19 protein-coding genes are annotated in these 15,918 nt (G+C 36.7%); 4 read left to right on the top strand and 15 right to left on the bottom strand.

The genetic code is table 11. From position 1 onward, the window contains the following. Window positions 1-18: 18 nt before the first annotated feature. The 6 genes from G558_RS0111555 to G558_RS0111530 all read right to left on the bottom strand — a co-directional run bounded on the left by G558_RS0111555 (window position 19) and on the right by G558_RS0111530 (window position 4,150). Window positions 19-522, bottom strand: coding sequence for a GNAT family N-acetyltransferase (locus G558_RS0111555; protein WP_028830274.1), 504 nt, complete (start codon window positions 520-522; stop codon window positions 19-21). Between the two features lie 12 nt (window positions 523-534). Next, on the bottom strand, window positions 535-1,038 hold the full coding sequence (locus tag G558_RS13220; RefSeq protein ID WP_028830273.1) for a DUF6933 domain-containing protein: 504 nt from the start codon (window positions 1,036-1,038) through the stop codon (window positions 535-537). Window positions 1,039-1,086: 48 nt separating this feature from the next. Continuing rightward, complete coding sequence (locus tag G558_RS0111545) at window positions 1,087-1,407, bottom strand: nucleoside triphosphate pyrophosphohydrolase (protein WP_028830272.1); 321 nt, start codon at window positions 1,405-1,407, stop codon at window positions 1,087-1,089. A gap of 11 nt (window positions 1,408-1,418) precedes the next feature. After that, window positions 1,419-1,925 carry a macro domain-containing protein gene (locus tag G558_RS0111540; RefSeq protein ID WP_028830271.1) on the bottom strand — a complete coding sequence of 169 codons (507 nt, stop codon included), beginning with the start codon at window positions 1,923-1,925 and terminating at the stop codon, window positions 1,419-1,421. A 67-nt stretch (window positions 1,926-1,992) separates the two neighbouring features. Then, entirely contained in the window at window positions 1,993-2,655 is a 663-nt protein-coding gene (locus G558_RS0111535) for a P-II family nitrogen regulator (RefSeq protein WP_028830270.1), read from the bottom strand. 1 nt (window position 2,656) lies between these two features. Continuing rightward, window positions 2,657-4,150, bottom strand: coding sequence for a DUF1538 domain-containing protein (locus G558_RS0111530; protein ID WP_028830269.1), 1,494 nt, complete (start codon window positions 4,148-4,150; stop codon window positions 2,657-2,659). A gap of 134 nt (window positions 4,151-4,284) precedes the next feature. Between G558_RS0111530 and G558_RS0111525 the strand changes: the two genes are divergently transcribed. Together G558_RS0111525 and G558_RS0111520 are read left to right on the top strand one after the other, a co-directional pair. Next, entirely contained in the window at window positions 4,285-4,551 is a 267-nt protein-coding gene (locus G558_RS0111525; RefSeq protein ID WP_028830268.1) for a hypothetical protein, read from the top strand. A 179-nt stretch (window positions 4,552-4,730) separates the two neighbouring features. After that, complete coding sequence (locus G558_RS0111520; protein WP_028830267.1) at window positions 4,731-5,579, top strand: CAP domain-containing protein; 849 nt, start codon at window positions 4,731-4,733, stop codon at window positions 5,577-5,579. A gap of 63 nt (window positions 5,580-5,642) precedes the next feature. On the opposite strand, the gene G558_RS0111515 is transcribed toward G558_RS0111520, so the two are convergent. From G558_RS0111515 to G558_RS0111500, 4 genes are all read right to left on the bottom strand, one after another. After that, window positions 5,643-6,659: a TIM barrel protein gene (locus G558_RS0111515; protein ID WP_028830266.1), complete on the bottom strand. Its 1,017-nt coding sequence runs from the start codon at window positions 6,657-6,659 to the stop codon at window positions 5,643-5,645. Window positions 6,660-6,683: 24 nt separating this feature from the next. Next, window positions 6,684-7,409, bottom strand: coding sequence for a GNAT family N-acetyltransferase (locus G558_RS0111510; protein WP_028830265.1), 726 nt, complete (start codon window positions 7,407-7,409; stop codon window positions 6,684-6,686). A 68-nt stretch (window positions 7,410-7,477) separates the two neighbouring features. Further along, on the bottom strand, window positions 7,478-8,242 hold the full coding sequence (locus G558_RS13215) for a permease (RefSeq protein WP_036931947.1): 765 nt from the start codon (window positions 8,240-8,242) through the stop codon (window positions 7,478-7,480). Further along, entirely contained in the window at window positions 8,239-8,721 is a 483-nt protein-coding gene (locus tag G558_RS0111500) for a permease (protein WP_028830264.1), read from the bottom strand. Before G558_RS0111500 ends, G558_RS13215 begins: the two co-directional genes overlap by 4 nt. Before the next feature lie 88 nt (window positions 8,722-8,809). On the opposite strand from G558_RS0111500, the gene G558_RS0111495 reads away from it, so the two are divergent. Next, window positions 8,810-9,484 (top strand): Crp/Fnr family transcriptional regulator, encoded by a 675-nt coding sequence (locus G558_RS0111495; RefSeq protein ID WP_084502897.1) that lies wholly within the window; start codon window positions 8,810-8,812, stop codon window positions 9,482-9,484. On the opposite strand, the gene G558_RS0111490 is transcribed toward G558_RS0111495, so the two are convergent. Together G558_RS0111490 and G558_RS0111485 are read right to left on the bottom strand one after the other, a co-directional pair. Then, window positions 9,477-10,025, bottom strand: a complete 549-nt coding sequence (locus G558_RS0111490; protein WP_028830262.1) for a DNA-3-methyladenine glycosylase I — start codon at window positions 10,023-10,025, stop codon at window positions 9,477-9,479. The genes G558_RS0111495 and G558_RS0111490 overlap by 8 nt on opposite strands. Window positions 10,026-10,110: 85 nt before the next feature. After that, complete coding sequence (locus G558_RS0111485; protein WP_028830261.1) at window positions 10,111-10,944, bottom strand: universal stress protein; 834 nt, start codon at window positions 10,942-10,944, stop codon at window positions 10,111-10,113. Between the two features lie 105 nt (window positions 10,945-11,049). Here G558_RS0111485 and G558_RS0111480 point away from each other — a divergent pair, with 105 nt between their 5' ends. Continuing rightward, entirely contained in the window at window positions 11,050-11,484 is a 435-nt protein-coding gene (locus tag G558_RS0111480) for a rhodanese-like domain-containing protein (protein WP_028830260.1), read from the top strand. Here the strand turns inward: G558_RS0111480 and G558_RS0111475 are convergent. The 3 genes from G558_RS0111475 to G558_RS0111465 form a co-directional block, all read right to left on the bottom strand. Continuing rightward, on the bottom strand, window positions 11,481-12,806 hold the full coding sequence (locus G558_RS0111475; protein WP_169337728.1) for a diguanylate cyclase domain-containing protein: 1,326 nt from the start codon (window positions 12,804-12,806) through the stop codon (window positions 11,481-11,483). The genes G558_RS0111480 and G558_RS0111475 overlap by 4 nt on opposite strands. Before the next feature lie 20 nt (window positions 12,807-12,826). Further along, window positions 12,827-14,827, bottom strand: coding sequence for a diguanylate cyclase (locus G558_RS0111470; protein ID WP_028830258.1), 2,001 nt, complete (start codon window positions 14,825-14,827; stop codon window positions 12,827-12,829). 172 nt (window positions 14,828-14,999) lie between these two features. Next, window positions 15,000-15,917, bottom strand: coding sequence for a substrate-binding domain-containing protein (locus G558_RS0111465; protein ID WP_330363860.1), 918 nt, complete (start codon window positions 15,915-15,917; stop codon window positions 15,000-15,002). Window position 15,918 lies beyond the last annotated feature (1 nt).

Here is a 15,918-nt window from a genome sequence, read left to right as displayed (position 1 = left end):
TAAACCTGCCTTTCTTATTTAAAATTCCTTATACTCTGACCTGAGCATGGAATATACAATCTGATCAAGATAACCTCTGTCTGATTTATAATTTTGTCTAAGTACTCCTTCTTTTTTAAGGCCAAGGCTTTCATATAATACAATTCCAACTTTGTTGTCCGGATAAACATCGAGCCAAAATTTATTCATTCCCAGCTCTTTAAATGCATATTTTATCAAAGCGCTGATTGCTTCTCTTCCATAACCTTTTCCTTTTTCAGTTATGGCTATTCGTCTTAGTTCAAATCTTTCAGACTTCCTGTCCAAGGCTACAAGACAATATCCGATGCAATGTTTATCTTTTTTTGCTTCAAATTTAAGAAGCATACTGTCATCGCTATTTATCTCATTTATATGCTGTTCGACTGTCCCCTGCCATATGAAATCCCTGTTGTCTTTATGATTTTCTATCTCCATTATCATATCTATGTCTGATTCTTTCGCTTCCACTATATACAGCCTTTTTGTGTCTCCTATCTTCATATTGCAGCTCCTTTATTTCATAAGCCTTATCTGCCTTCTAAGGTTTTCGTATGGCTTTTTCCCTTCACCATAATAATAATCTACATGTCCGTTGGTCATCCTTGTTGCCTCTAATTGATATATCTGGCTGGCATCAAAACATCTGCAGTATGACTCAGCCCTCATTACTGCCATATTGAGTTTTGACACATGAGACGGTCCCTTTGTGCATGAAAAAACTATTTTACCGGCATTATCAAGATAATCATCTATAACTTTTGCTTCAATAAGTTCGTCTAAAAATGCTTTTCTTATTCCTGACCTTAGATAATTTTCAAGATTTTTAAAATCCTCAATTTCTATTCCATATTTCACAAAACAAAAATCTGTACAATCGTTTACTGCTACAAGCATTTTCCTGCATCTTACACAGGTTATGTTTGCACTCCATATAAAAAATTTGTTTTTTTCACTGTAAGTATCATCTACTTCTACCCCAGATACATTGGTGAGCTTTTTTGTGCAACATATTTGCATGTATTTACACCCCCTCATGAAATACATTTTTGAAATGTGATTTTATATCTATTTTATTATGACTTCTTTCAAAAATATTTTTTCTGAAAAATCTCCTTTTTGCTCTGCTTTTTGCTTACGCATATCTTCAAGTTCTGATGAAGACACTCCCTTAAGCCTTGCAATGGTGTATACAACCTCTAATATATCTGCAAGCTTTTCTGAATCCTTGCTGTCCTGATATTCCATCATCTCTTCGATCAGCTTTTCATCAAGCATAGTCATATAATCATCAGTTGACAGCACCTCATATACTACTTCTTTGTCATCAGCTTCAATTATATGTGGAATTTTGTTTCTTACAAGCCTGTTATAGGTTATCTTGTTCATCATGTTCTCCTCTACTGATAAATCAGCTCCTGATATATTTTCATAACTTTATCGGAATACAGCACAAAAACTACATAATCTATAGAATCGTTGTCTTTAAGAAAATCTTTTACAGCGCTTACTGCTATTCTTGCACCCGTTTCCACAGGAGTTTTGAATATACCAGTACCAATTGATGGAAATGATATCGTCTCAATACCATATTCATCAGCAAGCTTGAGGCTATTGATGTAGCAACTGCCAAGTTTTTGTTCTCTGTCAGCAGCTCCTTCGTACCATCTTGGGGCTACCGTGTGTATAACATGCCTTGCAAGAAGATTATAACCCTTTGTCATTACAGCCTCCCCTGCACTTAGTCCCTCAAATTCCTGGCACTCTTTTGCAAGTTCGCGTCCTGCAGCCGCGTGAATCGCCCCAGACACTCCTCCTCCAGGCGCAAGTGATTCGTGGGCAGAATTTACTATGGCATCCGTATTTTGTCTGCTTATGTCTCCCAGAACAAGTCTTATTCTTTTCATAATTTTATCCCCTTTTGTATGTTTTGTTATGCTTTTAGTATACCCAAAGAAACAAAACTATATCAGTTTAGTAAAGTCCATATACCTTATTTACTCCTTGTACAAACATTATTCCTTTACCTGGTTCTTCTAATTCCAACTGGTTAGAAATATGCTCGCATACTTTTTCTGTTTTTGCGCTGTCCACTAGAAGAAGCACTATCTCTTTTTCTGGTTCTATTTCAATGGCAAATATTTTTTGTGTCTCATGTACCCCGGCACCTCTTGCATTTATTATAGTCGCACCTCTTGCTCCGGCATCATTTGCCACATCAACCACAGTCTGTGCGTTTCCTCTTTCAACTATTACGAAAATCGAATTATATAAAAACATTTTATTATCTCCTTTGCAATCCTGTTCTTCATCTCCCATACAATGTTTGGTCCCTATTACATTAATTACAGGAATTGAAAAGGCAATTCCATTCCCCTGTTTATCAAGTTTTAATTCTTTATATATTTTTTCCAAAAAAGAACATCCAGATTTACGGTTGGAAATAACCATAACTATTTCCTTCCGGCTCTGATCAAGTTCAAAAAACTTAAGAAAAGCATTTTTTACAGTCCCTCTACCTATGATTATAGTCCCTCCGCAAATGCCGCTACTCCTCGCTATAGAGAGCACCTTGCTTCCCATGCCACATTTGACTATCACAACATTCATATCAAAATCAAATCTATTTAGCTCCATATCATGACACATCCTTTTTCTTTTTATTTTTCTTAGTCTTCATCTTAAAAACCAGACCCAGGATTTGAAGAGTAATTATAGGCATGAGAGCTACCATTGCTATCATCCCAAACCCATCCACAAGAAGATCCGCACCCACCCTTGCATTTGCAGCTCCATGGGTAAATGCCAGTATAAAAGTAGCCGTTATAGGGCCTGTAGCTACTCCTCCCGCATCAAATGCTATACCGACAAACAACTTTGGTACAATAAAAGTAAGGGCCAGTGCAAGTGCGTAACCAGGTAAAAGATAATGCCAAAGCTGAATCTGAGGCACGAGTATTCTTATCATGGAAAGAGCAACTGCAAGTCCTACCCCAGATGAAAGAGCAAAAAGCACTGATTTTTTTCTTACATATCCAGCGGTTACCGTCTCTATTTGATGGGTAAGCACGTGTACAGCAGGTTCGGCAAGTATAGTCACTACTCCTAAAACAAAACCCGTTGCGACCAGAAAAAATCCATTGTCCATGGTTGCAAGGTAACTTCCTGAAACAGTTCCAATCTCCATAAAACCAGCATTGACACCTATGAAGAAAAGAAACAATCCAATAAAACCATATATGAAACCAAATGACATTTTTCTTCTTTCTCTTGAACTCAGAGAAAATGCGAATACGTTCATTACAATAAATATAACAACCAGAGGAAAGAATGCGACTATGCTGTCTTTAAAGGCATCGGGCGCCATCTTTGCAAAAGTTTCTATAACAGGCATGTTAGATGCAGCACCAGCCTTAAGCTCACCAGTGAAATTGTGATTTGAACCAAATACGTTAATCAGCATTACTGACATAACCGCCCCTACCGAAACTATAGAAACCAATCCAAAACTGTCCTTTTCTGAAGATTTGCTATCTTTTTTCCGGGAAGTTATACCAAGAGAAAGTGCAAGTATAAAAGGCACCGCCAGTACTCCCGTCGTGGACCCCGATGCATCAAATGCAATTCCAAGAAACTCAGGAGAAGTCTTTATTCCAAGTAGAAGTATTATAAAGTAACATATGTTTAATATTATATAAAGAGGAAGGTTAAAAAGCATTCTCAAAAATCCAAGTACCATCATTACTGCGATTCCAAGTGAAACAACAACAAGTATCTTAAGGCTGGAAACCGCCCCGCTTGTTATGGTGTCTATCTGACTGGACAAAATAAGCAGGCCTGGTTCTGCAAAAGATATAAAAAATCCAAGTACAAATCCGGCAAAAATAACAATCCAGAGCTTGTTTCTTTTAGTTATGGCCGGACCCAGATGTTCTCCAAGGGGAGTTATTCCAAGGTCCACCCCAGTAAGAAAAAGTGTCAGCCCAAATACAACAAAAACAGTCCCTGCAAGAAACTTTACTATCTGGATACCGTCCAGCGGTATGAGCGTAAATTTGAGCAAGATAACTATGAAAGTAACAGGAAGCACAGAGAAAAATACTTCCCTCAGTTTTTCGCTAAGTATATTCAAATCGAGTCCTTATCCTTTCTGATAAAAATGATTGCGTACAAAATCATGATTTTGATAATAAATATCACCTAATATACATTTTACTATATATTCCGACTTTTTCAAATGGTATAATGGTACAAAGGAGATAAACCATGAATATAATAGAAAAAAGAAAACAGGCTATAAAATGCCTTTATGCGAGTATGGCGCTTATATCGCTTTCTATAGCGACTTTTAAACTCGAACTGGTAATGATCTTGTGCGCAGTTACAGGAGTAATGTTCTTTCTTATATATCTTCATCTTAGTTTTAAATACTGGAAATGTCCAGCGTGTGGCGAACAGTTTCCAGTGATTTATTCCAGAATGGATCAGAGAGTAGAATGTTGGTACTGCCTTGAACCACTAATTAAGGATTAATGCGTTAGACCCTTGTTTCATGGGTAAAAATATGTTAAAGTACATATGTCAAACTTTTATATCTATAATGAGGGAATGAACGACACCTCTTCCATAGAAAAAGAGATTACAGCAGTAGTTCACTGCGAATTTGAAGTAAAGCAATCTTAACAATGTAAAGGCAAGGAAGGATTTAAATCATGAAATTAAAATCACTTATAATCACTCAGATTATTATGGCATTGCTACTTTTTCCATTAAATACAGCTTTTGCAGATGATTCTGTAAAAGATTTCACCCTATCTATCGGCGAAACAAATATATCTATTGGAGACAGTACACAACAAGTCATTGCAAAACTTGGAAATCCAAAAAGAATTGATCCAAGCCCTTTTGACTTTGACTGGCATGTATACAGCTCAAACTACAATCGCTTTGTCATGGTAGGAATAAGTAACGGCGTCGTAAAGGGAATATACACAAGCGCTAAGGGTTTCAAATCTGACATAGCATCTTATGGAGACATAGGCAAAAAATCGTCTAACCCTAACGTGCGAATCTATTCTGACTCAAACAACGGAAACAAGGTGCATGCTATTTTGGTTACTACTTCTAAAGAAAAAAATATGTCCAGTTATTCCCCGGCCTTCTGCAAAGCTCAGGAGCTTGAAGCCTTTGATGCAACCAATGCATTCAGGGCAAACAGCGGTCTAAATATCCTGAAGTATAACTACCTTACATCAATCGCAGCAAAAAAACATAGTTCTGACATGGCAAATAATAACTATTTTTCTCACATAAGCCCTAAGGGATCTTCACCAGTTGACAGATACCGAAAAGTTGCAAGTAAAACAAATACTTATGGTTCTTTCTCTGGAGAAAACCTTTCAGCCGGAAGAATGATCGGCGTCGAAGCATTCAACGACTGGGTAAACTCCAAGCCACACAGAGACAACATGCTTGGAAAACACGGCACTATGGGTAATGGATATGTAAACAATTCCTCATCTCAATACAAATTCTATATAACTCAGATGTTTACTAAATAAAATATGAACACATTTATAAAAGTCTATCTTAAATACGGTTTATTGTATTTAAGATAGACTTTTTTATACAAAGATCGAATCTTGAAGATCAAGCAGCTGCATCAGCTGGCTTCTGTTACTTTCTGTTATCTCGTAAACAAGATACTCTGGATCTATCATATTAATAAAATCCCTAGTACCATCAAAAACCATAGGTGAATGTGTATCTATTTGAAGCACATGATCATATAACTTTGCAAACTTTTCATAATAACTCATTCCATATATTTCGTCCGGAAAATTTTTTAAAAAATCAAGCACATACTTTCCCGTTAGAGACTGATGCAGGTGTATACCCCGAATATGTTTTTTTATGTCAAATTTTCCATCATATCTTTCAATAACCTCATTTATATAAATCAAGGCTTCTTTTTCATCCCCAAGATTAGGATTTGAATTAAGTAGGTGGCCTATATCAAGCATAAATCCTTTCTTTTCATAATTAACCAAATCAAAAAGATGCACAGTATCTTCTGGATCTAAAAAATCCAGTCCACTCCACCAGAGATTCTCCAGCAGAAACTCAAAATCATAGCTGCGGCCGTCAAGTATCTGGTTTATAATCTCTGCAGCTGCGTCAATTATTACTTTATTCTCATTCTCAAGTTCGTAGTTAAAAGTCTCTTTCGAATTTACATTAGAGACATGAAAAACAACATACGAAGCTCCAAGAAGATCCGCATGATCACAGTCATTCCTAAAACTGTCTACCATCTTATGTCTTATATATTCTTGCCTATTATCCGCACACTCAAATTCGCTGTAGTCCATTTGATAGAATTCCATGCAGGTCTCTAAATCCCCGTACTCCAAGATAAGCCTTTTTGGGTTGTAATTCCACATATCTATCCAGTATGAATAAAAACTCATGTGATATCCCGTAATTTTGTCCTCGGGAATTTTATTGCTGTTTTCATCTCCACAGCATATTATTTCAAAGCCATCAAAATTATATTTATTCAAAACATACACCAGATCATCAGAAGACTGATATTGATCCAGTGTATGCTCATGTTTTAATATATGCATTAATTTTTTCATGTCAAATTCCTTTTTAATCTATATTCAGCAGATACATTTTGCATAAGCAATGCTTTGTGAAGTCTTTAGATAATGATGTCCTGTGTATCCCTTTTCGATTAGTCTCTGTTGTCCTTCTATGTCCAATACAGGAAGCATTGTAAATGTTGGCCAGCACTCCGAACACGAAATGCTCAGATCCCTGAAAAGCACATACCTCAGATATCCGGGATGCTCATCATCTCCATATTTCATTTTCAGATCTTTTATCTTGAGACCGCCAGACATTATGTTGCTAAGACTCACTGGGTTGTATGGAGATACTGTACAAAAAAGATATCTGTATCCATTTGCTATAGTCCATTTTATAGCATAATCAAGAGTCAGCCGCTGAAGGCCCATTCCACGAAAATCAGGGTGAACTACTGTAGTCTCCAAATGCACCACCTTATGAAATTCACGGTGTGGAAGATATACATCATTTCCCATGTTCTTTTCGCTTTCTCCAGGCACAGCTATAAACCTGTATGCGATAAGTCTCCCTTCATTTGTGTATATCCCAAATATTCGTCCATTATTTTCAAAGGCTTCGAGAAAATCCTCCATAGTATCTCTTACAAATATTTCTTTATTTTGAATTCTTTCATATATATAATCTTGAAGTGCCAGTACATTGTCAAGCTCGGAAATCTCAACATACTTTGCATAAAAATCCATATTTTTCTTTGTTTTAGAGTGTTTGTTGACCAAAGATATGTTTTCTGCAATCATAAATTCTATACCTTTCTTTCACAAATCCTAAATAAAATCCCCGCTGTGCGCCCTATAGTATAATTGTACTACATTTTATGATTTTTTGGAAGATTTTGTGAAAAATCTGAATATTTTATGACCGATGCCGGACATTTTTCTGAAGCTTTTTTTACTGCATCTCTTTGCTTAGCTTTTATCTCATCGCCTATAACATAAGCCTTTTTGTCAGCCATGGCAAAATTTTCCGGAGCTATCTTGTTGCAAAGGCCACAACCAATGCAATAATCAGTATCAATTGAAAGTTCTGCCAAGGCCTCTGAGTCACTTTTTTCAGAAGCTGGCAAATCCTTTTCTTTTACAATTAAAGACGTCAAATAGCCAATTATAAATATTGATATAGTTGTCAGTATCCATCTTAAAACCATGAACCTTGGGCTGAGAAATTTTGCCTCATTTATAAGCATGGGGATTTTTACTACTGCCCAAGTACTAAGAATAATAACTATATTCGAAATACTTGCGCCCTTTCCAAGCAGCATCTTGCACACAGGAAAAGCTGCATATATAGGTCCAGCTGAAAAACTTCCAAGCAGAAATGACAGTATCGCCCCTTTAGCTCCCGATTGTTTCCCAAAACTGTTCTCTATTGTCTTTCTTGGAACCCATGCATTTATCAAAGAGGTCAGCAGGAGTATAACAGGCATTATCATAAGCATTTCTTTAACATAATACATACTGTTTTCAAAGGATGCAGAAGCTTTTTCTGGCATAAATATGAAAAGCAGCACATATGCCATAAAAACAAAGGCCAGCATCTTATTATCTTTTATTTTACGTCTAATCCTTATCATATCAACACCCCCATAACAAGCGCAATAATTATTGCAAAAGCAAAACTGAGAAGATTTCTTGTTATCGTGAATTTCACACCAAACTCCTTCTTCTCAAGAGGAAATGTAACCACCCCTACCATAGTAAGAGTAGTAATAAAGGCCACAACAGGAACTATGCTTGCTCCTGAATCCATTAAAGATCCAGCAAGTGGAAAAGCTACAAATGCTGGTATCAAAGTAATGGACCCCACAAATGCAAATACCACAGTGGACAAAAGAACATTGCTGCCTCCCATAAATTGCTTAATTGTCTCTGGCGGTATGAATGTGAGTATCAGACCTATAAGAAACAATATGGCCACAATTTCGCTCCCCATACCTTTCATCATCCCTGTAGACATTTTTACAGAATCCAGTGTTTTCTTTCTGTCCTTAATCATAGACCCTGCAAACCACAACAGAGTAATTGCCCAAAATACCTTAGTGAAAATATCCATTTCTAAAACCCCTTTCATTTACTGTTTTCTTATAGTATACTCTAAGAATCAAAATTAGAAAGTTACCAGGGTAACTAATAAGGAGTGAATTATTATAAACATAGAAAAATATATACCCCAGCTTATCAGCATAAACTTATTTAGAGAAATAAAAAAAGAACAGATAATAGATCTGTTCACATATCCAAAATATAAAATCACCAAATACTCCAAAGGACAGGTAATCAATCTCCAGGGCGAAGCTTGTTCGACCATGGATATAATACTCGAGGGCAGGGTATCAGTTCAAAAAATCGATATAGAAGGAAATACATTCAAAATAGCTGTATTTTCCAAAGGAAACATATTTGGAGTAAATCTAATGTTCTCAAGCAGGAATACCTATCCCATGACCGTTTTAGCAGAGACCCCTGCAACGGTAATGCACATAAAAAAAGAGCTGGTGCTCGAGCTCAGCAAACTTAATACCCATTTTATAACAGAACTCCTCAGCGTTATATCAGACAAGACCCTTGTACTCACAGACAAAATCGATTCTATATCTCTAAAAACCGTACGTGAGAGAATCACAGACTATCTAAGTTATCAGGCCAAACTCCAGGGAACTGGCAAAATCCTTCTTGGCATGTCCAAAAAAGACCTTGCTGAAAACTTTGGAGTGCAAAGGACCTCCCTTAGCAGAGAGCTCGCCAGAATGCGCAGCGAAAACCTTATAGAATTTGATTCAACCAGCATCACAATTCTCGACGACTCCATTATCTGAAGCCGCACCAAACCATGTGATCATTTATTATCCCCACCGCCTGAAGATATGAATACATTATTGTCGAGCCAGTAAACTTGAAGCCCCGCTTTTTGAGGTCTTTACTTACTTTATCCGATAGCTCCGATGTAGCAGGCATTTGAGACACATCATCCCAGTTGTTTTCAACTTGGAGATTGTCCGTAAATCCCCAAATATAGCTGTCAAAACTACCAAACTCTTTTTGTATATCCATAAATAACCTTGCATTGTTAATAGACGATCTTACTTTTAGTTTATTTCTTACAATACCTGGATTCAAAAGAAGCTCGTCTATTTTTTCTTCATCATAATCAGCAACTTTCTGAAAGTCAAAGTCGTCATAAGCCTTTTTGTAGCCTTCTCTTTTTCTAAGTATAGTTATCCAGCTCAGTCCGGCCTGAGCACCTTCAAGCAAGAGAAATTCAAACAGCGTCCTGTCATCGTGAACAGGTACACCCCATTCTTCATCATGATATTTAACATAAAGCGGATCATCTTTGCACCAATTACAGCGTTTCATACTTTACCTCGTTCTTAAAAACAAATTAAAAGAGCCCATATGACTCTTTTAATTTGTTAAGCAAAATATAAGTCATTTTATTCAATTACCTGGAAGGAACAAGCAGAACCGATGCATCCGAATGCCTTGCAATATTGTGGCTCAAGCTTCCAAGAAAAACACCTTCAATCCGGCCTCTTCCCTGGCTTCCCATGATCACCAATGATATTTTATCTGTCTCCATCAGATTTATGAGTGATTTAGTTGGATGGCCTTCTAATAATTTGTAGCTTACATCTTTTGCGCCTGCATGCTCCAGCTTTAATTTTAAAGAAATTAGTTTTTCTTCTGCCTCTTTCATCTGATCTTCACTTTCACAAACATGAGCAAGCGTTATTTTTTTAAGACCAAAGCTAGCCATCTTGAGCAATAAGTCATATGCAATGTCAGCATTATCTGAAAAATCTGTTGGAAATAAAATGTGGCTCAAAAGATCCTCTTTTTCCTGAGCATCTTTATCTACCTCATTCTTGTCATGGATTCTAATTTGCAGTACTGGCTTACTGGGACGATGAATTACCTCATGCGCAGCACCTCCCCAAATCGCGTCACCAAATTTATTGGTATTTCGAGATCCGACAACTATCAGCTCCATGTTCTCTTCAGTTGCAATTCTATTGACTACATGTTTCAATTCGCCCTCGATGAGTCTTCCAGATGCTTCAAATCCCATCTCCTGAAGTATTTCAATTTCGCGGTCCAGGTTTCCCTGGTAAGCTTCTTTTAACATCTGTATGAGCTGACTGATCATATCATCAGATTCGATGCATTGTAAAACAATACATTCTCTTGTACCAATCCTCTTCAGGTCACCTAAAGATCTGATAAAAACCTCCATATCTTTGGGTAACTCTGATGCAATTATAATTTTTTCAAACATTTGCAAAACCTCCCTTCAAGTTTTATATTTATTTTATACCCATAAAATCGTATGAAATTGGGTATAAATCAAATAATATTAATTGTTTTAGAAAAGGAGACTCACATGAGAAAAATAATAATAACTGTTTTGATAGCACTTCTTTCAGTATTCATGCTCTCAGGATGCAAAGCTACAAATGAATCCGATCCAGATTCATCACCAGAATCACAGGAACAGGCTCCATCGGAAACAGAAAGCTCAACTTATATAAAACTCACCCCTGAACAAGCCAAGGAAATTATGGACACAGAAGATGATATAATAATCCTTGACGTAAGAACGCAGGAAGAATTTGACACCGGCCATATTGAAGGAGCGGTTCTGATTCCTAATACAGAAATCAGAGACAAAGCAAAAGACGTCCTCAAAGACAAAGACCAGAAAATCCTGGTATACTGCCGAAGCGGAAACCGCAGCCAGATGGCAGCAGCCGAGCTCATAAGTATGGGATATACTAAAGTCTATGACTTTGGCGGAATAATCGACTGGCCATACTAAAGCGCCTTTAAACGCGATTTGTTTTCATACATTCTACGGTCTGCCGTTTCATAAAGCTCCTCATAAGCATTTGAGTCATCTGGGGATAGTGCATATCCCCAGGCAATGCTTATATTTATTTTAATATCATCATATACCAAAGGTTCTGATATAACATCAGATATTCTTTCCAATATGCTTTTTATATCATTTTCTCCTTCAATGTCAGACAAGAAAACGATATATTCGTCTCCACCAAACCTCGATACCCTGTCAGCTTCTCGTAAAACACTCTGAATTCTTTGAGCTATTTCTATAAGAACCTTATCACCTACTGGATGGCCGTAGGTATCATTTATCATTTTAAATCCATTAAAATCCATTACACATATCCCATGTTTTTTCTCTTTGTGAGATAGCTGTTTTTTTGCAAATGCTCTAAAAGCAGTCTTGTTGAGCGTTCCCGTTAATGGATCTTTCCTAGATGTCATCACATTATCCTGATAATTTTGTGCATGCCTGTATACAGTGTAAAAAGCCCCTACAATAAGTGCAATAAAAAGCCAATTTACCCTTGTCAAAGTATCAGCTCCATAAGTCCAGCCTTTTTCTGGATATATCGCCAGCTCCCACTGCTGGTCTGGAAGGTTTATCATCTTGCTTATATATTTATTTTCAAAAATCTGCGTGCTTCCCCATAAAAAATCATTTGTACCATCAGTTTTGGGAGCTCTAAGAGCAATTAGATATCCATCTTTCTTGCTTGTTATCTCAATTTCACTTACGAGCTCTTCAAAGTCTATTGTAATTACAGTGAGGCCCCAGAATTTCTCTGTACCATTGTCATTTATGAAAACTGCCTTTCTGTTGAAAACCATATGCCCGCCCTGCATAGCCTCAACAGGTCCTTGCGTTACGGATTTCCTGTTTTCGAGTGCATCCTTAACAAAAGAGCTCCTTTTGACGTCATTAAATAGATCATGTCCAAGAGCAGCCTCATTTCCTTCCAGTGGAAATACAGTCTCAACTATTCCGTCTGGAGCAAATGCAACATTTTTTATTACACCGTTTTCCTCAAGAAAAAGATCAGCGTATTCCTTAAGTTCCTCTTTTGAAAGATCTGGATTTCTAGAAAGAAGCACAGCAAAAAAATCTGCATACTGTATATTAGTATTAAGTTTCATCTGAATCCTGTCACTGAAAAATGTAAGTTCCTGCATTGCAAGCAACCGGTTCTTTCTTGAAAGCGAATCTATTTGTTCGCCATTGAGGACGCTAAAGTTCCATATAAGGGCAAAAACAACTATTGTAGCTACCGATATTGATATAATTTTGTTTTTCATCATCTAATCCTTTTGTCAACTTATTTAACGTACTTGTAAAAATCCCTATCCTCATTTACAAGGTGTCCAAAAACCACTTCATTGACTACATATGACACGAGTTCACCTTCGCTCATGGTTTTTTTCTCGACTTTTTTTCTGAGAATAACAGTATGATCAAGAAGCTCTGCATGCATTTTACTATGCTCTGCCAGTTTGGGATATCCCCATTCTCGAAGCAGGTTTTCTTCATCATTAAAATGCTCCTGAATAAAATTCATAGCCTCATTAAACTTCTTCTCAAATTTGTCATCCAAACCATACTCAAAATAGTTCTCTAACAAATCATTCATCATTGAATGCATTTTGCGGTGCTGCATATCAATCAGTTCATTCCCACATTCAAGCGATTCCGACCATTCCAGCGCAAGAGGGATAGCTTTATCCGAAACCCCACGCGAACTTACAACCGTATTTCTACCGTTTTCCTTTGCAACATAAAGCGCACTGTCACATCTCTTAAATAAGGATTCAAAGCTTTCTTTGCTTTGTTTTTGTGCAACGCCTATACTGACTGTAATCTTATTTACCGTCTTAAAAACATTGGCTCTTACTCTTTTATTTATCTTATTCGCAATTGAATTTGCATCAGAAAGTCTTACATCCGGAAGAAGGATAACAAACTCCTCCCCGCCCCATCTCATTACAATATCACTGCTTCTTACCGAAGAAGCAAATATATCAGACATTTCAGATAAAACGCTATCTCCTACATCATGACCATATTTGTCATTTACATTCTTGAAATAATCTATATCAATAATTAGCATCGAGATTATCTTTTCTTCAGAATCTTTTCCAAAAAATTCATCCTTAATATGGGTATCACAGTAATATCTGTTTTTTAATCCAGTAAGGGCATCTGTTGCTACCTTATCCTCAAGATCTTGATGTAGTATCTTTTGCATTTTAGCATTCTCAATTATACCCATAGTAAAAAGAAGCCCTTCCAGTCCTATTGAAAGATAAAAGAACATTCTTATAATGACGCTGCTTTTAATCCAGTTAAAATCAGATGCCCCATTTAATATAGCTCCAAACTCCAGAAGAAGAGTTCCTGCCAGGTAATATATCGATACATGATCATACTTGTAGTAAAAAACAAGTGCACTCACTATGATTAGAATATAAGCTGCCATAAATAATGTTTCTAGTTCCATAGATATATTCCTGTCCATGGAAACAACCATTATTACAGAAATAATCACAAAGAAAAAAGAAGCAAACGTATAAATTTTTTCTATCGTTTCTGATTTTTTTCCAAATGTAAGATATCTATAGGTAAAATTAAGAGAAAAAAGCACTGTTAAGATTTTCATTAGGCTCAGTAAAGTGTAACTTGTCCTCATTCCAGTAAGAAAAAACTTCATTCCAGAGTAATAATACAAAGTGACCATTATTATAGCTACATAGATTGCATGCCAAACATAGATAGTTTCCCCATTAGACTTGTACAGTATGAGATTTATAATAAAAAATGCACATATGAACCCGAGTATAACTGCAATAAAAATAATTTCCAGATTCTGTATCCTGGAAAAATCATCATAATTAGAAAAATTTATCTCAATGTCCTCTCCCGGATTGTCTACAAATATGAAGAGGCTTCTCTCAGGGTCAAAATCGTCAGAGAGCATGTAGTAAGTCTTTAGGATATTTCTTGATGCTCTTATCTCCTTGTGAAGGTTCTCTCCCACTATCGGTTGATATACTCTTATTCCCTCGTCATTAGGAAAATCAACATATACAACATTTTTGCTCCAGTCATCTTTTTCCATGTCGCTCAAATCAAAGCTTCTCCATCCTCTTCCGGTTTTTTTGTCAGAAATTTCCATTAGATTTATATGACTGCTTCCAAGAAGATATGTTTCAACCCTCTCAACAAAGTCAGGAGGAAAGGCTATAAGTAGACTGAGTATGATTACAAAGATAAGAGACAAAGTACCCGAAATCTTTCTCAATTTATTTGTTTTTTCTACCATATTAAATCAACCCTTTCATAATAATCTTTGCGTATCTTATTATACCAATAATTATGGATTGATAACAGATTTATTTACATTTGATTGAGGTTACAGTAAAACAAAATAAAGCGGAGGTCTCGGCTCGAGATTCTCCACTTTACTTTATCCTGAAATCAGAATTACAAATTATTTATTCTTTTATAAGTTTAACTTCTACAGGTATTGATTTTTCTACCATTTCTCCAGCCATAAGCTTTACAGCTGTTTCAACTGCAGTCATACCCATTTTATCTGGTTGCTGAGCTACTGTTGCGGCCAACTTGCCTTCTTTTACCGCAGCTATTGCGTCATCAGTTGCATCAAAGCCTATAATCTTGATATCTTTATTAGAAGCACTTGCCGCTTCTACTGCTCCTAGTGCCATTTCATCATTGTGTGCAAAGACACCTTTTATGTCGCCTGAAGCCTGTAAAATATTTTCCATTACATTCAAGCCTTCAGCGCGGTTAAAATTCGCTGTCTGACTTGCTACAACGTCTAAATCCACGTCTGCGATTTCATGGAATCCTGCACCTCTGTCAATAGTTGCTGAAGCCCCTGGAACACCTTGAAGCTCTGCTACTTTCGATCCTTTTCCAACAAGCTCTACCAAATATTCAGTTGCCATTTTTGCACCTGCCATATTATCGGATGCAATTGAAGAGTCTACGTCTACCCCATTTACTATTCGGTCAACTGCAACCACTTTGATACCTGCTGCAATAGCATCGTTAACAGCCGGTGCAGCTGCATCAGAGTCAACCGGGTTAATGATTAAAACACCGATATTCTTAGAAATTAAATCTTCCACGTCACTCGCTTGCTTTGCTGCATCATCCCCTGCATCTAAAACTATAATCTCCACATTGTTTTCTGCAGCTGCTGCCTTGGCCCCATCTACAAGAGTTACAAAAAATGGATTATTTAGAGTAGATACAGAAAATCCAATAGAACTCCCTGCCTCCATTCCCTCTTCACCGGTTGGTTCTTCGGTACTACATGCACTCATAGATACTGCTGTCACTAATGCTAAAATAATCGCTAAAATTCTTTTTCTTTGCATTTTCATA

The sequence above is a fragment of the Proteocatella sphenisci DSM 23131 genome (assembly GCF_000423525.1).
Taxonomy (GTDB): Bacteria; Bacillota; Clostridia; order Peptostreptococcales; family Filifactoraceae; genus Proteocatella; species Proteocatella sphenisci.
The sequence above is the reverse complement of the archived record's forward strand: the minus strand, read 5'-3'. Positions and strand labels throughout refer to the sequence as shown.